Raw genomic sequence first — 25,087 nt, forward strand, 5'->3', positions numbered from 1 at the left:
AAATGACAGAAAAGAAAATATTAAAATTTTTTACATCGTTTGCTATATGTGCATTCATGCTATGTAGCACAGTATCTTTTAAAAATTTAACTGTAAAAGCGTCCACTCCACAGGAACAGGACAGTGCACCGGGAATTTTAGAAATTGATGACTTTGATACACGAGCAGATTATGAAAAATATATGAACCGCATTCATACTTATAAAGATTATCAATATAAGATTGAAAAAGACGGGAAAGAAAAAAATGGATATAGAATTAATCTAAAAAGATATACTGGGGCTGATAAATCTACATCCGTACCATCTAAGATCTTACATGCTCCCGTAAGAACTATTTCTACAGGAACCTTTAAAAATTGTAAATCTTTAAATAAAATCACAATTCCAGAGGACATTTATATGATTCAAAAGGGTGCATTTACCGGCTGTAAGGCAAAAATTAAGAAACCATCATTTTTGAAAAAACAAAAGAACGGATCATATGCAGCTATTGCTCAGGTTAAAATACCGAGAAAAGGAAAAGACAAGAAAGTAAACTACAAAGCATCAAAAGTAACTAAGATTACGACTTCTATAAAAAATATGAAATTAAAGAAAGGTAAGAAGAAAAAAATTTATACGAGAATCTATGTTTCTAAAAAAAGAAACAAGGATATTTAGATTATTCTATTCTAAAATTCAGTAGCTCCAATAAGAAAGTTGTGAAGGTGAGTAAATACGGAAATATTAGGGCAATCAAAAAGGGCAAAGCTACAATTACAGTAAAACTAAAAACTTCTGGAAAATCCTATAAGATTAAAGTTAAAGTTACAAAATAAAGCATAGAAAGAAAAGTGCGTCTGTGTCACAGTAGTAAGGGTTGGCTGTGACACAGACGTTTTTATCTTGCATGGAAGTTGTTTCCTAAGTATATACAGAACTATGTTATAATTATTATAAGAAATAAAATCAAGGAGGAAATATTATGTTAAATTTTCAGTACTATGCACCTACAAAGGTTGTCTTCGGCAAAGGGACTGAGGGCAGAGTTGGGGAACTGGTTAAAAAAGAAGGATGTAAAAAAGTCCTTGTACATTACGGCGGACAGAGTGCCAAAAAGTCCGGGCTTCTTGACAGGGTCTTCGACTCTCTGAAAGAGGCGGGCATTGATTATGTGAGCCTGGGAGGGGTTGTGCCAAATCCGCGTCTCTCCAAGGTATATGAAGGCATTGAGCTCTGCAGAAAGGAAGGGGTTGATTTCCTTTTAGCTGTGGGCGGAGGCAGTGTCATTGATTCCTGCAAAGCCATTGGGTATGGACTAGCCAATGAATGTGACGTGTGGGACATGTATACAGGGAAGGAAAAAGCAAAAGGATGTGCGCCAGTAGGCGTCGTACTGACCATTGCGGCGGCAGGAAGTGAGATGAGTGATTCCTCTGTGATCACCAATGAGGACGGGTGGTATAAGAAGGCATTAAATACAAATTACGGGCGCTGCCGGTTTGCAGTGATGAATCCGGAACTCACCTATACTCTTCCGGAGTATCAGACAGAGAGCGGGTGCACAGATATCATGATGCACACTATGGAGCGTTATTTTGTGGCAGAAGATACCATGGAGATCACGGACGGAATAGCAGAATCCCTGATGCGTACTGTAATGAAAAATGCAAAGATCCTGCTTGATGATCCTAAGAATTACAATGCGAGAGCAGAGATCATGTGGTCCGGAACACTGTCCCACAATGACCTGACCGGATGCGGCACCAACGGAGGTGACTGGGCGACTCATCTGATCGAGCACGAACTGGGAGGCCTGTTTGATGTGGCCCATGGAGCCGGGCTGGCCGCTGTCTGGGGAAGCTGGGCTAGATATGTGCTGGATGAAAAACCGGAGCGTTTCGCCTCCTTTGCGGTAAATGTCATGGGAGTGGAAGATCAGGGCGATGCAAAGAAAACGGCACTTTTAGGGATTGAGGCTTTAGAAGATTTCTACCGGTCCATTCATATGCCGACCAGCATAAAAGAGCTAGGAATAAGCCCCACAGAGGAACAGATAAAGGAAATGGCCCAGAAGGCTACCGTAGGCGGTTCCTATAGTCTAGGTATGTTCAAAAAGCTACATGCGGAAGATATCGAGAAGATCTATCGTATGGCACTGTAAGAACAGTGCAGAGAAAAACTGTAAAAAGGAACCATTCTACTCTGAGAATGGTTCCTTTTGCTAATGAGGAAAATACTTATAATTCTCCTCTGGATTCACGGTCGATCAATTCCTTCATAATGGAATCGTATTGCTTATCCAGCTTATAGAAAGAAAGAGTGATGACGGCTAAGGCTGCGACAATAACCGGTCCGACCTTATAGATGTTGATGATCATATTTAGTGCAGAGCCAGGCTGTGTCACAGCTCCGGCAGCAGAGCTTATGTACCCTGAGAGGGAGAGAAGCCCTGTCATGGCGGCTGACGCCACACCTGCGCCTACCTTTGTTCCGATGGAACCTCCTGCAAAGATCAGGCTTTCCTGGCGGATATGTGTCTTCCACTGTCCGAATTCCACCACGTCACCGATCATACCAAATACAACTGCGTTTAACGGTGCAAGTCCAATGGCACGGGCTACACAGCTCATGACCATCCAAGGGAAGCTGTACGGATTCAGGAAAAACAGCAGCTGGCCAGCCAGTGCGATGAACGCTCCGGCAAATGCGACGTTTCTTTTTCCGAACTTTCCGATCAGAGGTGCACAGGCAAAGATGCAGGCCACTAAAGTGAGTGTCTCAGTCAGATACAGGGTACTGTACATCCAGGTATCATTGTGGAAAATATATTTACAATAGTAAGGAAGGATGGTTCCTGAAATACCGAAGGATACACTCTGAAGCATCCAGAGGACAAGGACTGCCCAGAAATATTGGTTTGTCACCAGGGCTTTCAGACCTTTTTTCAGCGGAACACTTTTTGTTTTGTCCTTTGCCGCAATGACAACAGTCTCCTTACATTTGAGGAAACAGTTGACCAGCAGGATCAGGGCGAGAACTGCCCAGATGGACATTGTTTTTACCCATGCGGCCTGATTGTCTCCGAAGATCTTTACCAACGGAAGGGTAAAAGTCACGGCAACGATACGTCCGATCGGTGACAATCCCATTCTGACAACGCTTAACATATCCCTTTCAGAGGAGATACGCGTCATCATAGCAGAAAGGCTTCCGTAAGGAAGGTTGATGGCCGTATAGCAGATGGTGGTACAGAAGTTATATGTAACAAACAGGTAGATTCCCTGTACAATTCCTGTTGTATGAGGCACAGTGAAAAGTAGAACGGCTGATAGAGCATAAGGGATGCTCATCCATAGGATCCACGGCCTTGATTTTCCCCATTTTGAATTGGTGTGTTCAACGATCACACCCATGATTAAGTCAGATACTCCGTCAAACAGCCGGGAAAGCAGCATAACCAGTCCGACGGTGGCTGGGTTGATTCCTACATAATCAGTATAAAAAAGTGTAAGCAATGTACCGATCATTCCGAAGATCACATTACATGCCACATCTCCGCCCGCATAGGAAACTCTGGTTCCCCAGCTGAGTCTGCCTCCTTTGATAGAGTTTTTCTCCATTATAATATCTCTCCTTTTTCCAAATAGTGTGCCAAGGGAAGGATGCGCCCGCTATGTTTGGCAGGCCTCCTTCCCGGCAGTTGCTTTACAATACAGGGTTTTCTATACTGTAATTTCAGAAATTTTTACTGGGCGGTGTTCTTCTAATGATTTTTTAGCCGCAAGCCCCATAAGTACTGGCTCAAGACCGTCCATAACTCCAAGAGGGGTGTCTGTGTTTTTTTCGATGGCGTCGATAAAGCATTTGATTTCTTTTGCATAGGCTGCCATGTAGCGTTCCAGGAAGAAGTAAAGAGGTTTTTCTCCTGTCACTCCGTCCGCATTACTGATCACGGCTGAGGATGCGGAATCGTTTGCTGTTACGACCATTCCCTTTGATCCGAACACTTCAGCTCTCTGATCGTATCCGTAAACGGCTTTTCTTGAGTTGTCAATCACGGCGATGGAACCGTTTTTCATTTTTAATGTGATAACAGCAGTGTCCACATCTCCGGCTTCACCGATGGCAGGATCTACAAGGACTGCAGCTTCTACATACACTTCTTCAGCGTCACATCCTGCAAGGAAACGGACCATGTCAAAATCATGGATTGTCATGTCCAGGAACATTCCTCCGGAAACTTTTACATAATCAGCACTTGGCGGTTCAGGATCTCTGGATGTAACTTTGATGATCTGTGTCTCACCAATCTTTCCAGCAGCCACGGCATCCCGGATGGCTTCAAAGTTATGGTCAAAACGGCGGTTGAATCCTACCTGGTATTTTACGTCGCTTTTCTTTAAAGCGTCGACTACTTCCTGAATCTTCTGTACGTCATGGTCGATTGGCTTTTCGCAGAATACATGTTTTCCTGCTTCAATAGCCTCTACGGAGATCGGTGAATGTGTATCTGTGGATGAGCAGATCAGCACTGCGTCGATCTGAGGATCATTTAAGATGTCTTTGTAATCTTTGGTGGTATTTTCAACACCCATTTCTTTTGCCCATACTGCTGTGTCCTCTGACATAAAAGGATCAGCAAGAGTCTTAACCTTTGCGTTTCCTACCTGTGTGCAGATGCTTTCTACATGTACTCTTCCGATTCTTCCTGCTCCGATAATACCTACATTTACCATAATAATAACTTCCTTTCTCATATTTAACTGGTCTGATTTCTTTATGAGTTAATCATATCAGGGCAAAGACTTAACCAAAACTAGTACTTTTTTTGGATTTTATAGTATTTTATTAGTAATATTTTTGTGGGATTATTTTTTGTGTCTTATTTTTGGAAAATGAGGCTGCAGCAAGGCCAAACAAAATAAGATCTAAAGAAAAGACCAAAAAAAGAAACCCAGAATTAAAATCTGGATTTCTCCTTTTGGTTGATTCGTAGTTAAAATTCAGCGATCTGCTGAATTGCATCCTCGGAGAGGATGGTTTGGAAATGTTCATCAAATAAAGCTTTCGTCGCATAAGTATTTGGGATACGCTTGCTGTACTCGGACAAGATGTTGCGGACTTTTGTGAAGTCGAACTTATTATCCTCAGAGGACAGGCACAAATAATAACAGTTATTTTCAGTATCTTTATATAAGCGGCTTTCGTGTGGAAAGCTAATTACCAGTTTTGCTGCATATGCAACTTCTTCCAGAGAGGAGAAGCAGTATACGTCACAGTTGGAATCCATGATGGCAAGATGCATGGCATCAGCCAGATCAGATAAGTCACTGTCAGAAGCCTCGTCAAGAAAATTAAGTACTCCGTCGGAATCATCCAGTTTCAGATCATCGGATGACATCTTGGAATTTACTAACTTCTCGTAACGGTCGTTAAATTGATCAGCATCCTCCACTTTTGTGACGACGAGTATCAGACATTCCTGGGAGACCGGGATCGCTTCTACCATCAACGGAATATTATTGGTCTCAAAACCTAATTCCTGGGAAGCTTTCTTCATGAGTTCTCGGAACAGTCCTTTGGCCTTATCGGAGCCAAATGCCAGCTCGTTGAGCAAAGTCTCTTTTCCAGCAAGGTCAGCTTTATTCAAAGTACATCGGATTTGATTGTCACTGATTCGTTCTATCTTCATAGTCATCACTCCCTTACTTTATATTATAGTATAGTATCAGATTGCATATGTGTAAAGTGTTTCTGAAAAACTTACAAAATTATACAACAATACTTGAATGAATTTACAAAATTTGCTATAATAGATTTACAGCATATGGAAAGGGGCTCTATCGTATGCTGAGGCGCCGCATCTTCATTGCCCTTGGGCGATGTCTTAAGTTTATATATCATAGCACTTTTCTGGCTCATTTCACAAGCATTTCAGAATGGAGATTATCATGGGACATCACAGTGATTTATTGGATTATTTAGAACTTGGATTGGCAGTCCAGGTCGATGGAATACCCGTAGACAATAGTAATCAGGAACAAATGGATCTTATGCTCAGGGAGGATGATTCCTACATGAAAGACTTCATTGACGATGAGAAAGGGGAGATCTGTGCCGTCTATTATCAAAAAGTAACCAATCAATAATAGGAAACCAGGGTCAAAATGTCTTTTTGATCCAACAATTTAAAATGCGTCATCTATACCAATAGTATCTCAATTAAGCCAAGGGATTATTTCTCTTGGCTTAAATAGGATTGAATTCCCTTATAAATGGCCTGAGCGGCCTTTTCTTGATAGCTTTTATCCTGAAGCTGCTGCTTTTCCGCCTCATTGCTCAAGAAACCACACTCTGCGATGACAGTCACATACGGATTGTCTCTGAGCAAAAAGTAATCACTGTTGGCTTTTGCCACTCTGTGGTTTTCTGGATCTAAGTTTTCTACAAGGGAACTCTGGAGACAGTCAGCCAGCTGTTTTCCTTTTTGGGAGCCTTGATAGTAAAATACCTGCGCGCCGTGTACATCGCCGCTTGGATAGCTGTTCTGATGGATGCTGACGACAAGGACTGGTTCAGCGTCAAATATGATCTGTTTTCGGTTTGAGAGATCGGACACCTTTACATTGGTGGTGCTGGTGGCCAGATTGTAGTCACCGTCCCTGGTCATTTTTACCTTGAACTTTTTCTTCTCCAAAATTGTTTTTAATTTTTTTGAGATGGAGAGATTGATATCCTTCTCCAACACGCTGCCGCTGCCGACCTTTCCGGGATCGCTGCCGCCGTGTCCAGGATCGATGATGATGACATTCTGTTTTCCGATAGTCTGATTTACGAAGATCGGAAGAGTGATGGAGGATATGTAAAGAAGAACGACAATACAAAAAACAGCAACGCCTAAAAGTTGTTTGCGATATTTCATTTGGAGACCTCAAGACTTTTGTAATATTATATTCAGGTTAGTGTTGGTTTTATGTGTGACATTTTTTACATGATTTTTGTTCGGCACTATCGTTTTGAGCGGGTCCGGTCTAAATATTCGTTTGTCATTTTTATGACCTGGCCTGACAGCAGTGTGATCGAGATCAAGTTGGGCACGGCCATCAGTCCGTTGAAGGTGTCGGAGAGGTTCCACACAAAGGACAAGTGCAGGATGGAACCTAAGAATATAAAATATAAGAAGACGAGCTTGTAATTCGTCACTGCCCTTTTGCCGAACAGATAGGCCACGGCTGTTTCTCCGTAGAAGGACCAGCCGATCAAGGTGGAGAACGCGAAGAACACAATGGCGATGGCTACGAAAGCGGCTCCGTAGGGGCCGAAGACTGTGGAGAATGCCGCACTGGTCAGAGGTACTCCGTTTAATAGGGAGTCGAAGTGGGAGGTGGTTCCCTGGGCTGCGTCCAGTGCCATTGCGTTTAAGTAGGTGCTTTCTTCATAGACGCCGGAGGTAAGGATCGTGAGGGCTGTGATGGTGCACATGACGACCGTGTCGGTGAATACTTCAAAGATTCCCCACATACCCTGGACCACAGGCTCTTTTGTATCAGAATTTGTATGTACGGTGACGGAGCTTCCTAGTCCGGCCTCATTGGAGAAGACTCCTCTGGAGATTCCTTTTTTCATGGCAAGGGTGATGCCGTACCCGAGGACGCCTCCGCCGGCAGCTCTCGGGGAGAAAGCACCGTGGAAGATGGATTGGAGTGTGGACGGAACCCGGTCAATGTGGACAAAAATGATGACGATGCAGCCGAGTGTGAACAAAGCTGCCATGACCGGAATGACTTTTTCTGTGACGCTGGCAATCCGTTTGATGCCGCCCATGATGACAAAACCCACCATAAAAAGGCCTATAAGGCCGGTGATGACAGGGGAGATGGAAAAGGTGGAGGACAGGGCAGATGACATAGAATTGGCCTGCGCCATGTTCCCAATCCCCAGGGAAGCCAGGATGCAGAACATGGCAAATAGGGAAGCCAGCCATTTGGAGTGGAGACCCCGTTCCATATACACCATGGCGCCGCCGGCCCAGTTTCCGTCTTTGTCCCTGTAGCGGTATTTCATACCCAGGGTTACTTCCGCATAATGCGTCATCATGCCCAGGATAGAAGAAATCCACATCCAGAAGACAGCACCGGGACCGCCTGCGGTGATGGCAGTGGCAACTCCGGCGATGTTTCCGGTGCCAAGAGTCCCTGCAAGAGCAGTGCAGAGGGACTGGAACTGGGAGATGGAAGCGGAATCTTTTGTTTTGCGGACGTCAGACTTTTTGAAGGAGGACAGGAGAGTGGCAGAGATCCAGAGGCCAAAGTGTCTCAGCTGAAAGAATTTTGTCCGAAACGTGAACATCAGGCCGATGCCCAGAAAGCAGGCCAGCATCGGTGTTCCCCATATAAAGGAATTTAACGCGTTGTTCAGATGGCTGACCATTGAAAAAACTTGTTCCATAGGTAAGACTTCTTTCCGGTAATTAAAGCATTATATTCAGTCAAGCAGGTGATTTATGAATGAAGTGCTTCTTCTATATTAAATAAAAACTCTTGAAGACGCTCAACCTGCTGCTTTATTTTTCCTGGAAAGTTTGTTATACTGATTACTAATGGGGTTTTCTCTATAAGAAGGATGGGAATTATGAATACGATTGTGAGAAACGTTGAAAATACAGACAATAAGGAAGCTATTCGGGAAGCGGCAAAGCTCCTCAGAGAGGGGCAGGTTGTAGCTTTTCCCACAGAGACTGTCTATGGGCTTGGAGGCAGCGGATGGATGGAAGATGCCGCTGACAAGATTTATGAGGCCAAGGGAAGGCCTTCTGATAATCCTCTCATTCTGCATATCGGAAGTATGGATATGATTCAAGAGATTGCGTCTTACATACCCAAACTGGCGAAAAAAGCGATGGAAGCATTTTGGCCTGGTCCCCTGACTGTGATTTTACCGAAAAGTGACAATGTCCCGAACCGGGTCACCGGCGGACTGAATTCTGTGGCTGTGCGCATGCCAAGCCACCCTGTGGCTTTAGCTCTGCTCAAAGAGGCGGGGATTCCTGTGGCTGCACCCAGCGCGAATACTTCAGGAAGACCGAGTCCCACAGAGGCAGAACATGTAGTTGAAGACCTGGACGGAAAGATTCCTATGGTTTTAGACGGCGGAAAAGTAGAAGTAGGCGTTGAATCGACGATCGTTGATTTTACTGGAGATGTACCGGTGATCTTAAGACCCGGGAAAATTACGAAAGATGAACTAGAGCAGGTTCTTTCGACGGAGGTGCTTATGGGCACTTTTGCGGTGAAAGAGGATGCGGTGCCGAAGGCACCTGGGATGAAGTATAAGCATTATGCGCCGAAAGCCCAGCTGATCCTTGTCCTCGGAACGGATAGAGAAAAAGTTACTGAAGAGATAACAAAGAGAGTCCATGACTGCCGGAGCAAGGGTATGAGGACCGGAGTCATTGCCACGGAGGAGACGAAGGACGCCTATGACGCGGACGAAGTGATACCGGTGGGGAGCCGTAAACATATGGAGACGGTGACGGCAAATCTGTACCATGTACTGAGAGAGTTTGACCACAGAGATGTGGATATGATCTTTTCAGAAGGATTTGAAGGGGAAGAATATGAAGAGGCGGTGATGAACCGTTTGGCCAAAGCAGCGGGACATCAGATAATCCGTGTTTAAAAGGAGATTAGTTTGAAAAAAATTATATTTGTAAGTACGAACAACACCTGCCGCAGTTTTATAGCGGAATCGGTGCTGCGGAAGTATTTAAAGGACGCCCACAGAAGGGATATCCAAGTGGTATCCAAAGGCCTGGTCGTCTTATTTCCGGAGCCGGTACACACAAAAGCAGCAGACCTGGTCAGAAAAAGCGGGATAGAGATCGTGGATTTCAAGGCATCCCAGCTCACACAGGAAGATGTGGAGACCAGCGATCTGATTCTTACCATGAATGATAAGCAGAAAGAAAAGGTACTGGAAGACTATCATGGATATAAGGAAGTGGCCACCATCAATGAGTATGCTAACGATGAAGGCGCTGTCATCGATCCCTATGGAATGGATGACGAAGACTATGAACATTGCTTTGTACAGATTACACAACTAATCCATAAAATATGGAACCATAAGTTAGGAGGAAATGAAATGATAGGTATTGGAAGTGACCACGGCGGATATGCGTTGAAGCAGGCAGTCATCAAGCATCTGGAGGAAAAGGGACATGCGGTGAAGGATTACGGATGTTATTCTGAAGAATCCTGTGATTATCCTGTGTATGCAAAAGCAGTGGCAGAAGGGATACTGAAGGACGAAGTGAAACAGGGAATCCTGATCTGCGGAACAGGTATCGGCATCTCCATCACAGCCAACAAGATTAAGGGAATCCGTGCGGCACTGTGCGGGGATACATTCAGCGCCAGAGCTACAAGGGAACATAATAATGCCAACATTCTTGCTCTGGGAGCGAGAGTGACCGGAGAGGGACTGGCATTGGATATTGTGGATACATTTTTAGAGACAAAGTTCTCTAACGATGAACGTCATATCCGCAGGATCAACATGATCGAAGAATAATTTTATTTAAGAAAAAACATCGAAACGGCACCTTTTTAGGAGGTGCCGTTTTTTGCAGTATGACGAAAATATTCTTCGTGTGAAATATGATGTTTAAGGATCCATTGTAATAAATCCTCAAACGACATTTTATTTGAAGCTATATTCAAAAATGTATCAGACAGTTCTTCCTGAGTGAATCCTGAATGAGTTGGTTATGAAGTAGAATAATTTGTTCTTTAGTCAATTTTATCATTTGGCAAGTTCCTCATATGCCTGCCTGTTTTTATCAATTAGTCTTTTAGATACAGAAAGAATATCTTCATTTATTGCAGGCTGTTCTTCTTCTCAACACTAAAATATCATATAAAATGCGGTGTGCCCTTTTGAGTATAAAAAGATGAAGAAAAAGAATAAATATCAGGTAATTATGGAAAAATACAGTATGACATTTTCTACAAGATCTCCGTTCCGCTCTTGGACTGCCTCACTCAAATCATGTGAAAATCTGTATGTTTGAAGATATAAAATGAGTGAAAAATTTAAAGAAATCATTTTCTGTATCTGTAAAAGTGTATAGAGGTTTTTTTTGTAGCAATAATATGTTTTGGATGATATAATTACAAAGTGTGGATAGAAACTTTTTAAGGAGGTCTTTATGAAGATCAATAAGGACATTGTACGATCGTTATCTTTGATAACCCAGTTGGGAATCACGATTCTGACATCGGTATTCCTGTGCATGTTTTTGGGCCTTTGGCTGGACCGGAAGTTCTCTACCCATTTTTTTATACCTTTCTTGATTCTGGGTGTCGGAGGAGGACTAAGCGGTGCCTGGAAGCTCATAAGGAATGTCAGCCAAGACGAGGAGGATAACGATGATGAAAGAACTTAAAGAGATCAATCCTATCCTTTTAGAATTGCTGGCCGGACTAGGGATTTACGGTGCAGCGGCCGGTGCGGCCGGCATGGTCACATCGGGAGGTTCTGTATACTTTCTCGGAGGAATCCTAACAGGTCTGTTTCTTGCGGCCTGTCTGGTTCTTAATATGTATCTGACCATTGACACTGCGCTGGATCTGGATCCTGAATCTGCAAATAAGTATATGGTGCGGCGGACACTGGTCCGCAAATTCCTGACCGTCCTTGTGGCAGCGGCGGGGATCAGGATCCATATGCTGACGTTTTCTGGAATCATACTAGGAGTTTTGGGGATCAAGATTGCGGCATATCTGCAGCCGATGATCCACAGCCGGATATCGGGAGGAAAATCCGGCAGCAGTAATGAAGTAAAAAGGAGAATCTATTAAAAAGGAGGGTATGCTATGGGAATGATTCAGGCCCCCATGTTGGCTGCCGCATCGGGCAATGATGTGGACTTCATGGTACACGGGCTGATACCATTGAATTTTTTCGGGCATAAGGTATGGATCACCACCACTCATGTTACAACACTGATCGTTATGATCTTTATCATGGTCCTTGCTTTGATTGCAAGGCGAAGTATCATGAAAGATTACGAGAAGCCCAGCGGCCTTGCAAATGCCGTGGAGATGGTGGTAGAGATGCTGGATAAGCTTGTAAAGAGCACCATGGGAAAACACTGGAAGCCGTTTGCCAACTATATCGGCAGCATCATGTTCTTTATCTTTATCGCCAACACATCCGGGCTGTTCGGGCTTCGGGCGCCGACAGCGGACTATGGGACCACCTTATCCCTTGCGCTGATCACATTTGTAATGATCCAGTACAGCGCATTTAAGACGAGAAAGTTCCGCATGTTTACGGATCTGTTTCAGCCGATCCCAGTGCTGTTTCCGGTGAATGTCATCGGGGAATTTGCGACGCCGGTTTCACTGTCGCTTCGTCTGTTCGGAAACATCATGGCGGGAACCATCATGCTTTCGCTGTGGTACGGCCTGCTTCCTATTTTTGCGAAGCTGGGACTACCGGCATTTCTGCATGTATATTTTGACTTGTTTTCCGGAGCCATCCAGACCTTTGTGTTTGCCATGCTGACTATGACATTTATCGCTGATAAGAGAAATGCATAGACCGGAGAGAACTAACAGGAGTAATAGAAAAGAATAATTTTATTTTTAGGAGGATTTTCTTATGAATATTTCAAGTGAAGCATTTGTATTAGGTTGTTCAGCAATCGGAGCAGGCCTTGCGCTGATCGCAGGTATCGGGCCTGGTGTAGGACAGGGTTACGCAGCGGGACAGGGTGCCGCAGCCGTGGGACGTAATCCCGGAGCAAAGGGAGATATCATGTCCACCATGCTTCTTGGACAGGCAGTTGCCGAGACAACAGGTCTTTACGGTCTGGTTATCGGTCTGATTCTGTTATACGCAAACCCATTATTCGCTAAATTATAATCCGGAGGACGAAAGCCGGCCAGATGTGACCGGCAGCACATGACAAACCGGAGAATTTAGGGAAAGGAGGACAGGACGTGGACAGAATCTTTGGACTTGATATCCAGCTTGGATTTGATGTATTGTGCCAGGCGATCGCAGTCTTTATTATGTTTACTTTTTTATCCTATGTATTGTTTGAGCCGGTCAGAAAGCTTTTAAATGACCGTAAGAAAAAGATTGCAGACGATCTGGATACAGCGGCGGCAGATAAAGAAGAAGCAGCCAGATTAAAAGCTGAATATGAAGAAAAGATCAGGGAGATAGAAAAAGAAGCCGATGAGATTTTAAGCCGGGCCAGAAAGAAAGCCCTGAAAAGGGAAGAGGAGATCGTTTCGGATGCCAGACAGGAAGCGGCAAGGATCACAGAGCGGGCAGAAAATGAGATCGCGCTGGAAAAGAAAAAGGTCCGGGATCAGGTGAAACAGGAGATGATCCAGGTGGCAGTGGCTATGGCAGGAAAGATCATCACAGAAAAAATCGATCCGGCTAAGCAGGATGCCCTTGTGGAAGAGACCTTAAAGGAGATGGGTGATCAGACATGGCGAAGCTAGTCAGCAAAACATATGGAGATGCCTATCTCACCCTGGCAGAGGAAAGGAAAACCCTTGACACTGTCATGGAGGAAGTCCTGGCTGTACGCCGGGTATTTTTGGAGAGCGGGGAGTTAAACCAGATGCTTTCCCATCCAAAGATCGTAAAAGAGGAAAAAATGCGGATACTGGAGACAGCATTCAAAGGCAGGATTTCCGAGGATATGATGGGCTTTTTGTTGGTCATTGTGAAAAAGGACCGATACCGTGACATAATGCCGATTCTGGACTATATCATCAGCCAGATGAAGAAGAAAGAGGGCATAGGGAGCCTTAAGGTTGCCTCCGCTTTCAGTCTGTCCGAAGGACAGAAGGCAGACATTGTGTCTCGTATGAAAGAACTGACAGATTATAAGGAATTTGAAGTGGATTATGAGGTGGATGAGAGTCTGATCGGAGGGCTGGTACTTCGTCTTGAGGACAGAGTCATCGACAGCTCCATCAAAACAAAGCTTCAGACCATGGGAAAAAGTCTGTCAAAAATACAGTTGTGATTATAGGCAAGGAGGCAAGAAAGCAAAATGAATTTAAGGCCAGAAGAGATTAGTTCTGTCATTAAAGAGCAGATCAAACAATACTCTACCAAGCTTGAAACCTCTGATATTGGAACCGTGATTCAGGTAGCCGACGGAATTGCAAGGATCCATGGCCTGGATGAGGCCATGCAGGGAGAACTTTTAGAATTCCCGGGGGAAGTATACGGAATGGTACTGAACCTGGAAGAAGACAACGTCGGAGCCGTACTGCTGGGAGACCAGACAAACATCAGTGAGGGTGATGTCGTAAAAACTACCGGAAGAGTCGTGGAAGTGCCGGTGGGTGACGCGATGACCGGACGAGTTGTGAATTCCCTGGGACAGCCCATCGATGGCAAGGGTCCGATCGAGTCGGATAAGTACCGTCCAATAGAAAGAGTAGCATCAGGAGTTATCTCAAGAAAATCCGTAGATACTCCGCTTCAGACAGGAATCAAAGCGATCGACGCCATGGTGCCGATCGGACGCGGGCAGAGGGAGCTGATCATCGGTGACCGGCAGACCGGTAAGACTGCCATCGCGCTTGACACGATCATCAATCAGAAGGGTGAGGGAGTTCATTGTATCTATGTGGCAATCGGACAGAAGTCCTCAACCGTTGCAAATATCGTAAAGACATTAGAAGAACACGGAGCCATGGATTACACTACAGTTGTGGCATCCACGGCCAGTGAGCTGGCTCCGCTCCAGTATATCGCCCCATATGCAGGATGTGCCATTGGGGAAGAATGGATGGAAAACGGGGAGGATGTTCTTGTCATCTATGATGACCTGAGCAAACATGCCACCGCATACCGTACCCTGTCCCTGCTGCTTAGGAGACCGCCGGGAAGAGAGGCTTATCCGGGAGATGTCTTTTATCTCCACTCCAGGCTTCTGGAGCGTGCGGCAAAGCTTTCAGATGAATTGGGAGGCGGTTCCTTGACGGCCCTGCCGCTCATCGAGACACAGGCGGGGGACGTTTCAGCGTATATCCCTACCAATGTCATCTCTATCACTGACGGACAGATTTATCTGGAGACTGAGATGTTTAATGCAGGGTTCCGCCCTGCCATCAATGCAGGTCTCTCCGTATCCAGGGTCGGCGGCGCGGCACAGATCAAGGCTATGAAAAAGATCGCGGGACCGATCCGTACCGACCTTGCACAGTACCGGGAGCTGGCGGCATTTGCGCAGTTTGGTTCAGAACTGGACGACGACACAAAAGAGCGTCTGGCCCAGGGTGAGAGGATCAAGGAAGTGCTGAAGCAGCCTCAGTATCAGCCGCTGCCGGTGGAACAGCAGGTAGTGATCATTTATGCAGCCACCAGAAAGTATCTGCTGGAGATCAAGGTAGAAGATATCTTAGACTTCCAGAAGGAACTGTTTGAGCTGATCGATACCAAATATCCCGATGTTTTTCGGTCGATCCGGGAGACCAAGGAGCTTGGAAAGGAAGCGGAAGAACAGCTGATCACTGCGATCAAAGAGTGCAGGCAGCAGTTTGAAGCAAAGTAAAGAGGTGAGCTTTTATGGCATCAATTGTTGATATAAAAAGAAGAAAAGCCAGCATAGAAAGCACCGGACAGATTACAAAGGCGATGAAGCTTGTCTCCACTGTAAAGCTTCAACGGGCAAGGGCAAGGGCCGAAGAGTCCAGGACATATTTTGACAAGATGTACCAGACGGTATCCTCGATCTTAGCCCAGTCTGACAATATCGACCATCCCTATTTGAAGGCCAACGGATCAGAGAAGAAGGCGGTGATCGCCATATCTTCCAACCGGGGGCTGGCCGGAGGTTATAATAACAATATCGTAAAGATGATCCGGGACAGCGGGATCTCCAAAGAGGATGCGGTGATCTACGGTGTGGGGCACAAGGCTATGGACAGCCTCGCAAACCGGGGCTACCATATCGCTTCCGACGACTCTGATATGATTGACGAACCGGAGTATGAGGACGCTGTCGATCTTGGAAACCGGGTGCTCAAAGCTTTTGAGGACGGTGAGATCGGAGAGATCTATCTGGCATATACGAATTTTAAAAATACCGTGGTCCATGAGCCGACCATGATCAAGCTGCTCCCTGTGGAGATCGACCCAGAGAAAAAGGACGGAGAGGATTCCAAAACTCTCATGAATTATGAGCCGGAACCGGAGGAGGCATTATCCATGCTGATTCCAAAGTACGTCTGCAGTTTGATCTTCGGTGCGCTCGTCACATCGGTTGCCAGCGAGAACGGCGCCAGGATGCAGGCCATGGATTCAGCAACGACCAACGCCGAAGAATTAATCGACAACCTGAGCCTTGCCTATAACAGGGCAAGACAGGGCGCCATCACGCAGGAATTGACAGAAATCATTTCAGGGGCAGAGGCGCTGGAATAGAAGTAGGAGGAATTATTAAATGGCAGATAATCATACAGGGAAGATCACCCAGATTATTGGTGCGGTTTTAGATATCAAGTTCAGTGACGGGCATCTGCCGGAGATCAATGACGCCATTGATATTAAGACGAAGCAGGGAGAGAAGCTGGTTGTAGAGGTTTCCCAGCATCTGGGAGATGACACCGTAAGATGTATTGCGATGGGACCCACAGACGGTCTGGTGAGAGGGATGGAGGCTGTCTGCACAGGCGGGCCGATCTCTGTGCCTGTAGGCGAACAGACCCTGGGAAGAATGTTTAATGTCCTTGGAGACCCGATTGACAATAAACCGGCTCCGGAAAATGCCAAGAGGCTGCCGATCCACAGAAAGGCACCTGCATTCAAGGACCAGTCCACAGAGACCGAAGTCCTGGAGACAGGAATCAAGGTGGTGGATCTTTTATGCCCGTATCAGAAGGGTGGAAAGATCGGTCTGTTCGGCGGCGCCGGAGTAGGAAAGACTGTACTGATCCAGGAACTGATCCGTAATATCGCCACAGAGCACGGCGGATATTCTGTATTTACTGGAGTTGGAGAGCGGACCAGGGAAGGCAATGATTTATATTATGAAATGAGCGATTCAGGGGTTATCGATAAGACGGCCATGGTGTTCGGCCAGATGAATGAACCCCCTGGAGCACGTATGCGTGTGGGACTTACCGGCCTTACCATCGCTGAGAATTTCCGTGATGAGGGCGGTAAGGATGTGCTGTTGTTCATCGACAACATTTTCCGTTTCACGCAGGCGGGATCTGAGGTGTCAGCGCTTCTCGGACGTATGCCAAGTGCGGTTGGATACCAGCCGACCCTTCAGACAGAGATGGGTGCTCTTCAGGAGCGGATCACATCCACGAAAGATGGTTCCATCACATCTGTACAGGCTGTCTATGTGCCGGCCGATGACTTGACCGACCCGGCGCCTGCTACGACCTTTGCGCATCTGGACGCCACCACTGTACTATCCCGTGCCATCGTGGAACAGGGTATTTATCCGGCGGTGGATCCTCTGGAATCCACATCCAGGATCCTGGATCCAAAGATCGTGGGCGAGGAGCACTACCAGGTAGCCAGAGGGGTGCAGGAGATTCTTCAGAGATATAAAGAACTTCAGGATATTATCGCGATCCTTGGTATGGACGAGCTTTCTGATGAGGAGAAGCTCATCGTTGACCGTGCCAGAAAGATTCAGAGATTCCTGTCCCAGCCGTTCTTTGTTGCAGAACAGTTTACTGGTACGGTTGGAAAATATGTAACTTTAAACGACACGATTCAGGGCTTCAAGGAAATCTTAGACGGCAAACATGATGACATTCCTGAGGGAATGTTCCTGAATGCGGGAAGTATTGATGAGGTCGTGGAACGTGCGAACGCAAAGTAGGCAGGTGATCCAATGGCTGAGAATCTGATGAAATTAGAAGTGACGACCCCGGACCGTTCCTTTTATACGGGAGAGGTCCGCATGGCTGAGTTTACGACCACAGAAGGGAATGTGGGGATTTACCCTAAACATATCCCGATGACGATGATCGTAGCTCCGGGAATCCTTACCATCACAGAGGCAGACGGCACTAAAAAGCAGGCTGCTTTGATGAAGGGATTTGTGGAGATCACCAAAGAGGCGGTGAATATTCTGGCAGAGGTTGCAGAATGGCCGGGAGAGATCGATGTGGAGCGGATGGAGCGTGCCAAGAGGCGTGCGCAAGAACGTCTAAAACACAAGAATGACAGCGATCTTCACCGGGCGGAGATGTCTCTTAGGAGAGCTTTGGTCAGAGAAGAATTGTCAAAGAAGAATTAAATAAATTTATATCAAAATACACCGGAAGCAGTGAAATAAAAACTGTTTCCGGTGTATTTTACCTTGTATCAGCAGACATTCTGTCCTTTTGTTAGAAAGGAAACAGATGAACCGTGTTCCAGAGAATTGCAACGATGATGGATAGCCCTGTAATTTGAGCAAGCTGTTTAGGATTTTTGCAAAATATACAGATTGCCATGAACCAGAGAATCGCTTCCAGCCCTTGGTTGCTGACGTTAAAATATGTGAGATCAAAATTAAACGCCTGTGTAAATAGGATGCCGATAATGCCGGACGATAACATAAGGGAAGTGATTCCCGTGCCTTTGGCATACCAGCATAACACAGCCAAAATCGGCGAGCAAACAGTCAGTCTGACCCAAATCATGATATAATCTACAGGAAAAAAACCAGCGATAAAGTTTGTATAGGCATAATAGCTTATCAGCATTCCTGTAAAAAAGAGAAAAGTGCGGACTCCTGCCCAGACAGGGGTCTCGCTGTAAACAGAGATCAGCAATGCAAGAAACAGCCAGATAGGAAATCTTCCTAAAAAGTTTCTGATATCCAGTAGTTCAAATACATAGGGCAATTCGTTGGAAGGAGAGCAGTCCAGGAATTTAGAAAAAATGCCCATTATGAGACCAAATAGAAAGACCCCAAATGTTGTGAATAACAATTTGCGGATTGGAATATTTTGAACCGGTGGTCGGATATGATTTAAAAATTCTTTCACATTTACCTCTCAGGATACGGCTCAGCGGTTAGCCAGATTATTATTCTGGTACCTTGGATCCAAAGTCACTTCGTCTTCAAACCAGTCAGGTCCTTCATAATCAAGCGCTGCCTCCTCCGATGGGAATTCTACTTCCGCCATCATCAAGCCTTCGTGGTCGTCATGGAATACATCCAGTTCGATGACCAGGGAGTCCGACGTTGGGATCTGGTAGCGTGTCTTGTATATGAGGATCCCGTCAATCTTTTCTTTTAGGTGTTCATAGGCCTGCTTTGTCAGAGGAAATTCATGTTCAGCCCGTTTCATCAGCCCTTTGGACTTATAAGTAAGGATGTATTCGTGGTCAAGTCTGCGGATCCGGATGACCGGTTCCATGCACAGATAACCCTGTTCGATCTCAGAATGAGGATAGGAATCAAGGTCTTTTGGCGGGTCGCTAACGATAAACTTGCGTTCAATTTCCATAGTGGGGTCCTCCTTTTTCCTCATTATATACGCAACAAAGACAGAATGCAAAGGAAATTGACAACCAGACGGAAAGCTTTTAAAATGTGTTAGAAGAATGAATACAGAGAAGGCGAGGAAATTAGAATGCGTTTAAGAAATGTGCCGGGAGCGGCAGACATGATAGCGGCCAGCCCATTTTCAGTCTGTGAGCCAGAAGAGTGGAAAGGCAGATGGAGGGAGATGTTCGGCAATGACCGCCCGATTCATATAGAGATCGGTATGGGAAAAGGGAAGTTTCTTTTGACACTGGCCCATAAACATCCGGAGATCAATTATATAGGGATCGAGAAATTTTCCAGTGTTCTGGTGAGAGCAGTGGAAAAGACAGAAGAATTCGAGGGGGATAACTTGAGGTTGATCCGTATGGATGCAGAAAATCTGGAGGAAGTATTTGAGGAGGGAGAGGTCAGCCGGATCTATCTGAACTTTTCCGATCCGTGGCCCAAAGAGCGTCATGCCAAGAGAAGGCTCACGTCCACGAGGTTTTATGAGCGGTATGACCATATCTTAGCAAAGGATGGGCAGGTTATTTTTAAAACGGACAACAGGGGACTGTTTGACTTTTCCCTGGAGCAGACAGAGGAAGCTGGCTGGAAGCTTTTAAATCACACCTTTGACCTGCACAACAGTGAGTATGCGAAAGAGAATGTTATGACAGAATATGAAACTAGATTTTCCAAAGAGGGCAAGCCGATCTGCCGCCTGGTGGCTTACCGTTAATATTTTTACCAATGTTGCATACTATAATAAAAAAGTGGTAAGATAATTATGAAACAGAAAAAGTGTCAAGTAAAGGTAAATCAATTTTTCTACCAGCATCCGAAGTCCAGGAAATGGTTTTGCCGCCTGGTAGCTTCGCTGGAGGAAGCGAAAGATTGTTTATGCCGGTCAAGGTAAGGAGAAGTATTATGGAGTATACGTTTACGAAAGAAAATTTCCAGGCAGAAGTGTTAGACTCAGATCAGCCGGTACTTGTCGATATGTTTGCAACATGGTGCGGACCGTGCAGGATGATGGGACCGGTAGTGGAAGAACTGGCAGAAGAGTACAAAGACAGCATTAAAGTCGGAAAGCTGGATATTGATGAGAACAGTGATATCGCAGCGCAGTACGGCGTCATGTCAGTGCCTACCTTTCTGGTATTTAAGGACGGACAGGTGGCAGCGAAGGTTGTGGGAGCTGTTCCTAAAGAAGAATTGATGGCGGCAGTAGATAAAGCCAGGTAATTTTGTTCCCATATCAGAGATAAAAAACGGACGGCAGAAGAATCTGCTGTCCATTTTTTATGCCTCATAATGGGTCCTGTCAGTTGTCTTAGTATTCTGCTTATTACGCAATGATAACTCTCGTTAGCGCTTTTGTACTTCTGTTTGACAACGGAGAGGACAGCAATTAAACTAAAAAGCAGAGAATGATAAAGAAAAGGTGGACACATGAATATATTAAATATAGAACATGTAAGTAAGATTTTTGGAGACAAGACCATATTTGACGACATCTCACTCGGGGTGCACCAGGGGGACAAGATCGGGATCCTGGGAGTCAATGGAACGGGAAAGTCGACTCTGTTAAAGGTGATTGCGGGACTGGAGCTTCCAGACGAGGGAGAAGTTATATTCGGAAGGGGGATACGAACAGCATTCCTTCCCCAGAATCCTGAGTTTCCTGAGGGAGCCAAGGTGCTTTCCTACGTGACGGAAGGGAAACAGGATGCGGACGGCGGGGAGCCCGTGAGCGAAGCCAAGACCATTCTTACCAAGCTGGGTATTTTTGATTTTGAGGAATCTGTAAGCCATCTTTCAGGTGGACAGAAAAAAAGAGTGGCGCTTGCAAGAACTCTGGTGGATCCGGCCGAGGTGCTGATCCTGGACGAGCCCACCAACCATATTGATAACGATATGGCCCTGTGGCTGGAAGATTATTTGAACAGATTTAAGGGAGTCTTGATCATGGTGACCCATGACCGGTATTTTCTGGACCGTGTCACCAACAAGATCGTAGAGATCGATCAGGGCAAACTGTATACCTATGACTCTAATTACTCAGGATTCCTGGCTTTGAAGGCACAGAGGGAAGAGATGGAACTCGCCACCGAACGCAAACGCCAGAGTGTGCTGCGCACAGAGCTGGAATGGGTGAAGCGGGGCCCTCAGGGAAGAGGGACCAAGCAGAGAGCGAGGCTTTCCCGCTATGAGCAGCTAAAAGATATGGAGGGTCCTAAGGAAGCGCAGAATGTTGCGATGGATTCTGTCGGCACAAGGCTCGGCAAGAAAACCATCGAACTCCATCAAATTTGTAAGGCATACGGAGAAAAAAGGCTCATAGAAGACTTCACTTACATCATTTTAAGGGATGACCGGCTGGGGATCATCGGCCCGAACGGATGCGGCAAGTCCACCCTGATGAAGATTATCACAGGGCGCCTGGAACCTGATGCAGGAGAGGTTGTCACCGGTGATACGGTAAAGATCGGATATTTCGCACAGGAAAATGAGGACATGGATGGAGATATCCGGGTGATCGATTATATCCGCAATGTGGCGGACTATATAGAAACTTCCAGCGGTAAGATCAGTGCGTCCCAGATGCTGGAGAGATTCTTGTTTACGCCATCTATGCAGTACACACCTCTATCCAAGCTTTCCGGGGGTGAAAAAAGAAGGCTTTATCTGCTGAAAGTATTGATGGACGCACCCAATGTACTGATCCTGGATGAGCCGACCAATGACCTGGATATTGCAACCTTAAGAGTTCTGGAGGATTATCTGGATTCCTTCCAAGGCATAGTGATCGCTGTTTCCCACGACCGCTACTTTCTGGACCGGATTGCGGAGAGGATCTTTGCCTTTGAGGATGGAGGCAGACTGACCCAGTATGAGGGGGGATATTCTGATTATCTGAGAGCCAGAAGCCCTGAGGAGCCAAAGAAAACAAAAGAGAAGACAGAGAAAAAATCATGGAAACCGAAGAATACGAAACTGAAATTCTCCTATCATGAGCAGAGAGAATATGACACGATTGATGAGGATATTGAAAAGCTGGAAGAAAAGATATCAGAGGTGGAGCAGCTAATGGAGGAGAATTCCAGCCAGTATACAAAGCTTGCAGACTTGACAGCCCAAAAAGAGGAATTGGAACAACAGCTGAATGAAAAAATGGAACGGTGGGTCTATTTAAACGACTTAGCGGAAAGAATTGAAGCCCAAAATTCCTGAGAGGTGGAGATCAATGAAAAAGAGATTCGGAAAACGGAGGAGACCAGGTGCTGCCTGTGCGGTCCTTTTATGTTTGTTGCTTGCTGGAAGCGTGCTCGGCTGCCACAAGGAGAAGTCCTTAGAGACAGAGAACCCCAAATACGTCATCGGTATCGTAACCAAGTCCAGGGACAGCGAATACTGGATGTCTGTGTGTTCCGGCATGGAAAAGGCTGCCGCAGATCTTGGCGTGTCGGTCATTATTATGTCGCCTGACACGGAGACGGATGAAAAAGCACAGCAGCAGATGATCGACAGCCTGCTGAAAAAAGACATTGACGCATTGGCAGTGTCGCCTATCGATTCTTATAATGCAAAAGAATATTTAAAGAAGGCAGAAAAGAAGCATATCACGGTGGTTTCCTATGACACCAAAATTATGGAAAAGGGAGTCCCGTACATTGGCATCGACAACGAAAAGGCAGGCAGGGATTTGGCAGAGTATCTGGCAGGGCAGATGGAAGAAAAAGGGTCAGTGGGCATTATCTCAGGAAATCTGAAACAGAGTTCCCACGCAGCCAGGCTCAAAGGATTTAAAGACTACATAGAAAGGAACACACATATCCAAATAGCCTTTACAGAAAGCGGGTACAGCAATCAGAGGATGTCAGAGCAGGAGATCTCAAGACTCATGAAGGAGCATCCGGACTTAAACGGGATCTTTGCCACCAGTGCTGTTACAGCTCTGGGTATTATGGAGTATCTGGAGGATCAGCCGGTACTGATTGCCACCGTAGATGCACAGGAGGACGCATTGGATGCCGTCAAAAAGGGAAGGATCGCTGCCCTGGCCTACCAACCAGGTTATGAGATCGGTTATGAGACTATCCGGTATATTGTGAATGAAAAAAAGGGAATCAAACAGCCAGTGCAGAAGATTATCAAGGCAGATCTAAAAATAAAACCCAAAAACTAAAAAAAGTACATTGAGAAAGGGATCCTCAGGCAACGGAGGATCTCTTTTTTCAGCGTGCACAGGATAAGCTGCCCGGCTTATAAAAAATAAGAATCAAATCTAAAAAAATCCATAGATACACTCCCCAGTTCTGAAAGGTAAAATAGCACTGAAGGCAGGGATAAGTTTATCTGCCGTACAGGACTAACAAGATTGATCAGAAAAGGAGAACTTACCATGAACAAAGTAAGAGTAGGTATTGCTGGTTTAGGAAGATTAGGGAAATTACATGCAGAGAATATCGCATTCAAGATTCCAAACGCGGAACTTACAGCGGCCTGTTCGATCGCGCCAGAGGAATTGGAATATGCCACAGAACATTTCGGGGTAACCGATGTTTATACAGATTTTTATGAGATGTTAGATAAAGCAGACATTGATGTCGTGGCGGTGGTGACCACGAGCGGAGAACACTGCTGGCAGATCAAAGCAGCATTGGACGCTGGAAAACATGTTTTTTGCGATAAACCTCTCGGGGTTACGGTCAATGAATGTAAAACAGCGGAGGCCGCGGTGGAACGCCACCCAGAGCTTACATTTTTTCTTGGATTTATGCGCCGTTATGACCCATCCTACGCTTATGCGAAAAAGAAAATCCAGGAGGGAGCCATTGGTAAGCCGTATATGGTAAAAGCGGCAGGGATCGACCCGGAAGCTCTGGTGGAGGGAGCAGTAAAATTTGCAGCCACCAGCGGCGGTATTTTTATCGACATGGCAATCCATGATATCGATTTAATGCGCTGGCTTTTGGAATCCGATCCGGTGGAAGTCTACGCTGCAGGGGCCACGTTTAAACATCCCGAATTCAGGGAGGCAGGGGATGACGAGACGGGGGCAGCCATGTACAAATGTGAGAACGGTGCACTGGGATTTGTACATGTTGGGCGTACAGCGGCCCATGGATATCATGTGGAGACAGAGATCATCGGAACAGAGGGAAGCCTGAGAATCAGTCCTGTACCGGAAAAGAACCTGTGTATGATCTACGATGAGAACGGAGCTGTGACAGAATGTGTCAGCGGTTTTGCAGAACGGTTTGCAGAGGCATACCTGTTGGAAATGAAGGAATTCATCAACTGTGTCCAGAGCGGCACAAAGCCGGATGTGACCGTATATGACGGCACAAAATCCACACAGATCGGTTTTGCCACAACAGAAGCGTGGAAAAAGGGCTGTACTGCAAAGATCCAGTACTAGTTGACACTTTTTTTGTGCAAAGGACATGTTCCACATGATTTCCGTTCGGCTCTTAGAATGCCTCACTCCAATCATGTAGAACATGGACGTAGTGTCTGCTGGATAAGGATGACAGTTAAACAGAAAGTGCCATCCTACGATAGTTTTTCT

The 25,087-nt window shown here is 45.8% G+C and carries 28 protein-coding genes; 21 read left to right on the forward strand and 7 right to left on the reverse strand.

The window, feature by feature from the left end; translation table 11 throughout:
* Positions 1–2 precede the first annotated feature (2 nt).
* From AR1Y2_RS01625 to AR1Y2_RS01635, 3 genes are all read left to right on the forward strand, one after another.
* Entirely contained in the window at positions 3–662 is a 660-nt protein-coding gene (locus AR1Y2_RS01625) for a leucine-rich repeat protein (RefSeq protein ID WP_137327397.1), read from the forward strand.
* Positions 663–709: 47 nt separating this feature from the next.
* Positions 710–820, forward strand: a complete 111-nt coding sequence (locus AR1Y2_RS18365; protein ID WP_175403561.1) for a hypothetical protein — start codon at positions 710–712, stop codon at positions 818–820.
* A 146-nt stretch (positions 821–966) separates the two neighbouring features.
* Complete coding sequence (locus AR1Y2_RS01635) at positions 967–2,145, forward strand: iron-containing alcohol dehydrogenase (protein WP_137327398.1); 1,179 nt, start codon at positions 967–969, stop codon at positions 2,143–2,145.
* A gap of 76 nt (positions 2,146–2,221) precedes the next feature.
* Here the strand turns inward: AR1Y2_RS01635 and AR1Y2_RS01640 are convergent, their stop codons facing one another.
* From AR1Y2_RS01640 to AR1Y2_RS01650, 3 genes are all read right to left on the reverse strand, one after another.
* Positions 2,222–3,604 carry an MFS transporter gene (locus AR1Y2_RS01640; protein WP_137327399.1) on the reverse strand — a complete coding sequence of 461 codons (1,383 nt, stop codon included), beginning with the start codon at positions 3,602–3,604 and terminating at the stop codon, positions 2,222–2,224.
* Between the two features lie 102 nt (positions 3,605–3,706).
* Positions 3,707–4,720 (reverse strand): inositol 2-dehydrogenase, encoded by a 1,014-nt coding sequence (gene iolG / locus AR1Y2_RS01645; RefSeq protein WP_137327400.1) that lies wholly within the window; start codon positions 4,718–4,720, stop codon positions 3,707–3,709.
* Between the two features lie 260 nt (positions 4,721–4,980).
* Positions 4,981–5,676 (reverse strand): adaptor protein MecA, encoded by a 696-nt coding sequence (locus tag AR1Y2_RS01650; protein WP_243118820.1) that lies wholly within the window; start codon positions 5,674–5,676, stop codon positions 4,981–4,983.
* A gap of 259 nt (positions 5,677–5,935) precedes the next feature.
* Between AR1Y2_RS01650 and AR1Y2_RS01655 the strand changes: the two genes are divergently transcribed.
* Positions 5,936–6,133: a hypothetical protein gene (locus AR1Y2_RS01655; protein ID WP_243118821.1), complete on the forward strand. Its 198-nt coding sequence runs from the start codon at positions 5,936–5,938 to the stop codon at positions 6,131–6,133.
* A gap of 86 nt (positions 6,134–6,219) precedes the next feature.
* On the opposite strand, the gene AR1Y2_RS01660 is transcribed toward AR1Y2_RS01655, so the two are convergent.
* Together AR1Y2_RS01660 and AR1Y2_RS01665 are read right to left on the reverse strand one after the other, a co-directional pair.
* Complete coding sequence (locus AR1Y2_RS01660) at positions 6,220–6,906, reverse strand: N-acetylmuramoyl-L-alanine amidase (RefSeq protein ID WP_137327403.1); 687 nt, start codon at positions 6,904–6,906, stop codon at positions 6,220–6,222.
* Between the two features lie 86 nt (positions 6,907–6,992).
* On the reverse strand, positions 6,993–8,432 hold the full coding sequence (locus AR1Y2_RS01665) for an alanine/glycine:cation symporter family protein (RefSeq protein WP_137327404.1): 1,440 nt from the start codon (positions 8,430–8,432) through the stop codon (positions 6,993–6,995).
* Positions 8,433–8,606: 174 nt separating this feature from the next.
* Here AR1Y2_RS01665 and AR1Y2_RS01670 point away from each other — a divergent pair, with 174 nt between their 5' ends.
* The 12 genes from AR1Y2_RS01670 to atpC all read left to right on the forward strand — a co-directional run bounded on the left by AR1Y2_RS01670 (position 8,607) and on the right by atpC (position 18,288).
* On the forward strand, positions 8,607–9,662 hold the full coding sequence (locus tag AR1Y2_RS01670) for an L-threonylcarbamoyladenylate synthase (protein WP_137327405.1): 1,056 nt from the start codon (positions 8,607–8,609) through the stop codon (positions 9,660–9,662).
* A gap of 12 nt (positions 9,663–9,674) precedes the next feature.
* Complete coding sequence (rpiB, locus tag AR1Y2_RS18125) at positions 9,675–10,556, forward strand: ribose 5-phosphate isomerase B (protein ID WP_137327406.1); 882 nt, start codon at positions 9,675–9,677, stop codon at positions 10,554–10,556.
* A gap of 637 nt (positions 10,557–11,193) precedes the next feature.
* Entirely contained in the window at positions 11,194–11,430 is a 237-nt protein-coding gene (locus AR1Y2_RS01685; RefSeq protein WP_137327407.1) for an AtpZ/AtpI family protein, read from the forward strand.
* Positions 11,414–11,845 carry a hypothetical protein gene (locus tag AR1Y2_RS01690; protein ID WP_137327408.1) on the forward strand — a complete coding sequence of 144 codons (432 nt, stop codon included), beginning with the start codon at positions 11,414–11,416 and terminating at the stop codon, positions 11,843–11,845. The genes AR1Y2_RS01685 and AR1Y2_RS01690 overlap by 17 nt, the downstream gene beginning before the upstream one ends.
* 15 nt (positions 11,846–11,860) lie before the next feature.
* Entirely contained in the window at positions 11,861–12,589 is a 729-nt protein-coding gene (gene atpB / locus AR1Y2_RS01695) for a F0F1 ATP synthase subunit A (protein ID WP_137327409.1), read from the forward strand.
* A gap of 61 nt (positions 12,590–12,650) precedes the next feature.
* Positions 12,651–12,914, forward strand: a complete 264-nt coding sequence (gene atpE, locus AR1Y2_RS01700; protein WP_006567604.1) for an ATP synthase F0 subunit C — start codon at positions 12,651–12,653, stop codon at positions 12,912–12,914.
* 77 nt (positions 12,915–12,991) lie between these two features.
* A complete protein-coding gene (gene atpF, locus AR1Y2_RS01705) occupies positions 12,992–13,507 on the forward strand; it encodes a F0F1 ATP synthase subunit B (RefSeq protein ID WP_137327410.1) in 516 nt (171 codons plus the stop codon).
* Positions 13,495–14,040: an ATP synthase F1 subunit delta gene (atpH, locus tag AR1Y2_RS01710; RefSeq protein WP_137327411.1), complete on the forward strand. Its 546-nt coding sequence runs from the start codon at positions 13,495–13,497 to the stop codon at positions 14,038–14,040. Before atpF ends, atpH begins: the two co-directional genes overlap by 13 nt.
* A 27-nt stretch (positions 14,041–14,067) precedes the next feature.
* A complete protein-coding gene (atpA, locus tag AR1Y2_RS01715; protein WP_137327412.1) occupies positions 14,068–15,579 on the forward strand; it encodes a F0F1 ATP synthase subunit alpha in 1,512 nt (503 codons plus the stop codon).
* Positions 15,580–15,593: 14 nt separating this feature from the next.
* A complete protein-coding gene (gene atpG / locus AR1Y2_RS01720; protein ID WP_137327413.1) occupies positions 15,594–16,451 on the forward strand; it encodes an ATP synthase F1 subunit gamma in 858 nt (285 codons plus the stop codon).
* A gap of 19 nt (positions 16,452–16,470) precedes the next feature.
* Positions 16,471–17,868, forward strand: coding sequence for a F0F1 ATP synthase subunit beta (gene atpD / locus AR1Y2_RS01725; RefSeq protein WP_137327414.1), 1,398 nt, complete (start codon positions 16,471–16,473; stop codon positions 17,866–17,868).
* Positions 17,869–17,880: 12 nt separating this feature from the next.
* Entirely contained in the window at positions 17,881–18,288 is a 408-nt protein-coding gene (atpC, locus tag AR1Y2_RS01730; RefSeq protein WP_137327415.1) for an ATP synthase F1 subunit epsilon, read from the forward strand.
* Positions 18,289–18,379: 91 nt separating this feature from the next.
* Here atpC and AR1Y2_RS01735 read toward each other — a convergent pair whose 3' ends face one another.
* Positions 18,380–19,024, reverse strand: coding sequence for a hypothetical protein (locus AR1Y2_RS01735; RefSeq protein ID WP_137327416.1), 645 nt, complete (start codon positions 19,022–19,024; stop codon positions 18,380–18,382).
* 21 nt (positions 19,025–19,045) lie between these two features.
* The gene (locus AR1Y2_RS01740) at positions 19,046–19,489 is read right to left on the reverse strand and encodes a CYTH domain-containing protein (RefSeq protein WP_137327417.1); all 444 of its coding nucleotides are present in this window, start codon (positions 19,487–19,489) and stop codon (positions 19,046–19,048) included.
* A gap of 126 nt (positions 19,490–19,615) precedes the next feature.
* Between AR1Y2_RS01740 and trmB the strand changes: the two genes are divergently transcribed.
* The 5 genes from trmB to AR1Y2_RS01765 all read left to right on the forward strand — a co-directional run bounded on the left by trmB (position 19,616) and on the right by AR1Y2_RS01765 (position 24,937).
* Entirely contained in the window at positions 19,616–20,251 is a 636-nt protein-coding gene (trmB, locus tag AR1Y2_RS01745) for a tRNA (guanosine(46)-N7)-methyltransferase TrmB (RefSeq protein WP_137327418.1), read from the forward strand.
* A gap of 188 nt (positions 20,252–20,439) precedes the next feature.
* Positions 20,440–20,757, forward strand: a complete 318-nt coding sequence (trxA, locus tag AR1Y2_RS01750) for a thioredoxin (RefSeq protein WP_175403562.1) — start codon at positions 20,440–20,442, stop codon at positions 20,755–20,757.
* Between the two features lie 207 nt (positions 20,758–20,964).
* A complete protein-coding gene (locus AR1Y2_RS01755; protein ID WP_137327420.1) occupies positions 20,965–22,746 on the forward strand; it encodes an ABC-F family ATP-binding cassette domain-containing protein in 1,782 nt (593 codons plus the stop codon).
* A gap of 13 nt (positions 22,747–22,759) precedes the next feature.
* The gene (locus AR1Y2_RS01760) at positions 22,760–23,701 is read left to right on the forward strand and encodes a substrate-binding domain-containing protein (protein ID WP_137327421.1); all 942 of its coding nucleotides are present in this window, start codon (positions 22,760–22,762) and stop codon (positions 23,699–23,701) included.
* A 216-nt stretch (positions 23,702–23,917) separates the two neighbouring features.
* Entirely contained in the window at positions 23,918–24,937 is a 1,020-nt protein-coding gene (locus AR1Y2_RS01765) for a Gfo/Idh/MocA family protein (protein WP_137327422.1), read from the forward strand.
* Positions 24,938–25,087 lie beyond the last annotated feature (150 nt).

This window comes from Anaerostipes rhamnosivorans, assembly GCF_005280655.1.
Classification (GTDB): Bacteria; Bacillota; Clostridia; order Lachnospirales; family Lachnospiraceae; genus Anaerostipes; species Anaerostipes rhamnosivorans.

What these genes read in the sequence shown, in the direction of transcription:
- AR1Y2_RS01625 (WP_137327397.1), top strand. Translation starts at nt 3, where the DNA reads ATGACAGAAAAGAAAATATTAAAATTTTTTACATCGTTTGCTATATGT.
- AR1Y2_RS01635 (WP_137327398.1), top strand. Translation starts at nt 967, where the DNA reads ATGTTAAATTTTCAGTACTATGCACCTACAAAGGTTGTCTTCGGCAAA.
- AR1Y2_RS01640 (WP_137327399.1), bottom strand. Translation starts at nt 3,604, where the DNA reads ATGGAGAAAAACTCTATCAAAGGAGGCAGACTCAGCTGGGGAACCAGA.
- iolG (WP_137327400.1), bottom strand. Translation starts at nt 4,720, where the DNA reads ATGGTAAATGTAGGTATTATCGGAGCAGGAAGAATCGGAAGAGTACAT.
- AR1Y2_RS01650 (WP_243118820.1), bottom strand. Translation starts at nt 5,676, where the DNA reads ATGAAGATAGAACGAATCAGTGACAATCAAATCCGATGTACTTTGAAT.
- AR1Y2_RS01655 (WP_243118821.1), top strand. Translation starts at nt 5,936, where the DNA reads ATGGGACATCACAGTGATTTATTGGATTATTTAGAACTTGGATTGGCA.
- AR1Y2_RS01660 (WP_137327403.1), bottom strand. Translation starts at nt 6,906, where the DNA reads ATGAAATATCGCAAACAACTTTTAGGCGTTGCTGTTTTTTGTATTGTC.
- AR1Y2_RS01665 (WP_137327404.1), bottom strand. Translation starts at nt 8,432, where the DNA reads ATGGAACAAGTTTTTTCAATGGTCAGCCATCTGAACAACGCGTTAAAT.
- AR1Y2_RS01670 (WP_137327405.1), top strand. Translation starts at nt 8,607, where the DNA reads ATGGGAATTATGAATACGATTGTGAGAAACGTTGAAAATACAGACAAT.
- AR1Y2_RS01685 (WP_137327407.1), top strand. Translation starts at nt 11,194, where the DNA reads ATGAAGATCAATAAGGACATTGTACGATCGTTATCTTTGATAACCCAG.
- AR1Y2_RS01690 (WP_137327408.1), top strand. Translation starts at nt 11,414, where the DNA reads ATGATGAAAGAACTTAAAGAGATCAATCCTATCCTTTTAGAATTGCTG.
- atpB (WP_137327409.1), top strand. Translation starts at nt 11,861, where the DNA reads ATGGGAATGATTCAGGCCCCCATGTTGGCTGCCGCATCGGGCAATGAT.
- atpE (WP_006567604.1), top strand. Translation starts at nt 12,651, where the DNA reads ATGAATATTTCAAGTGAAGCATTTGTATTAGGTTGTTCAGCAATCGGA.
- atpH (WP_137327411.1), top strand. Translation starts at nt 13,495, where the DNA reads ATGGCGAAGCTAGTCAGCAAAACATATGGAGATGCCTATCTCACCCTG.
- atpA (WP_137327412.1), top strand. Translation starts at nt 14,068, where the DNA reads ATGAATTTAAGGCCAGAAGAGATTAGTTCTGTCATTAAAGAGCAGATC.
- atpG (WP_137327413.1), top strand. Translation starts at nt 15,594, where the DNA reads ATGGCATCAATTGTTGATATAAAAAGAAGAAAAGCCAGCATAGAAAGC.
- atpD (WP_137327414.1), top strand. Translation starts at nt 16,471, where the DNA reads ATGGCAGATAATCATACAGGGAAGATCACCCAGATTATTGGTGCGGTT.
- atpC (WP_137327415.1), top strand. Translation starts at nt 17,881, where the DNA reads ATGGCTGAGAATCTGATGAAATTAGAAGTGACGACCCCGGACCGTTCC.
- AR1Y2_RS01740 (WP_137327417.1), bottom strand. Translation starts at nt 19,489, where the DNA reads ATGGAAATTGAACGCAAGTTTATCGTTAGCGACCCGCCAAAAGACCTT.
- trmB (WP_137327418.1), top strand. Translation starts at nt 19,616, where the DNA reads ATGCGTTTAAGAAATGTGCCGGGAGCGGCAGACATGATAGCGGCCAGC.
- trxA (WP_175403562.1), top strand. Translation starts at nt 20,440, where the DNA reads ATGGAGTATACGTTTACGAAAGAAAATTTCCAGGCAGAAGTGTTAGAC.
- AR1Y2_RS01755 (WP_137327420.1), top strand. Translation starts at nt 20,965, where the DNA reads ATGAATATATTAAATATAGAACATGTAAGTAAGATTTTTGGAGACAAG.
- AR1Y2_RS01760 (WP_137327421.1), top strand. Translation starts at nt 22,760, where the DNA reads ATGAAAAAGAGATTCGGAAAACGGAGGAGACCAGGTGCTGCCTGTGCG.
- AR1Y2_RS01765 (WP_137327422.1), top strand. Translation starts at nt 23,918, where the DNA reads ATGAACAAAGTAAGAGTAGGTATTGCTGGTTTAGGAAGATTAGGGAAA.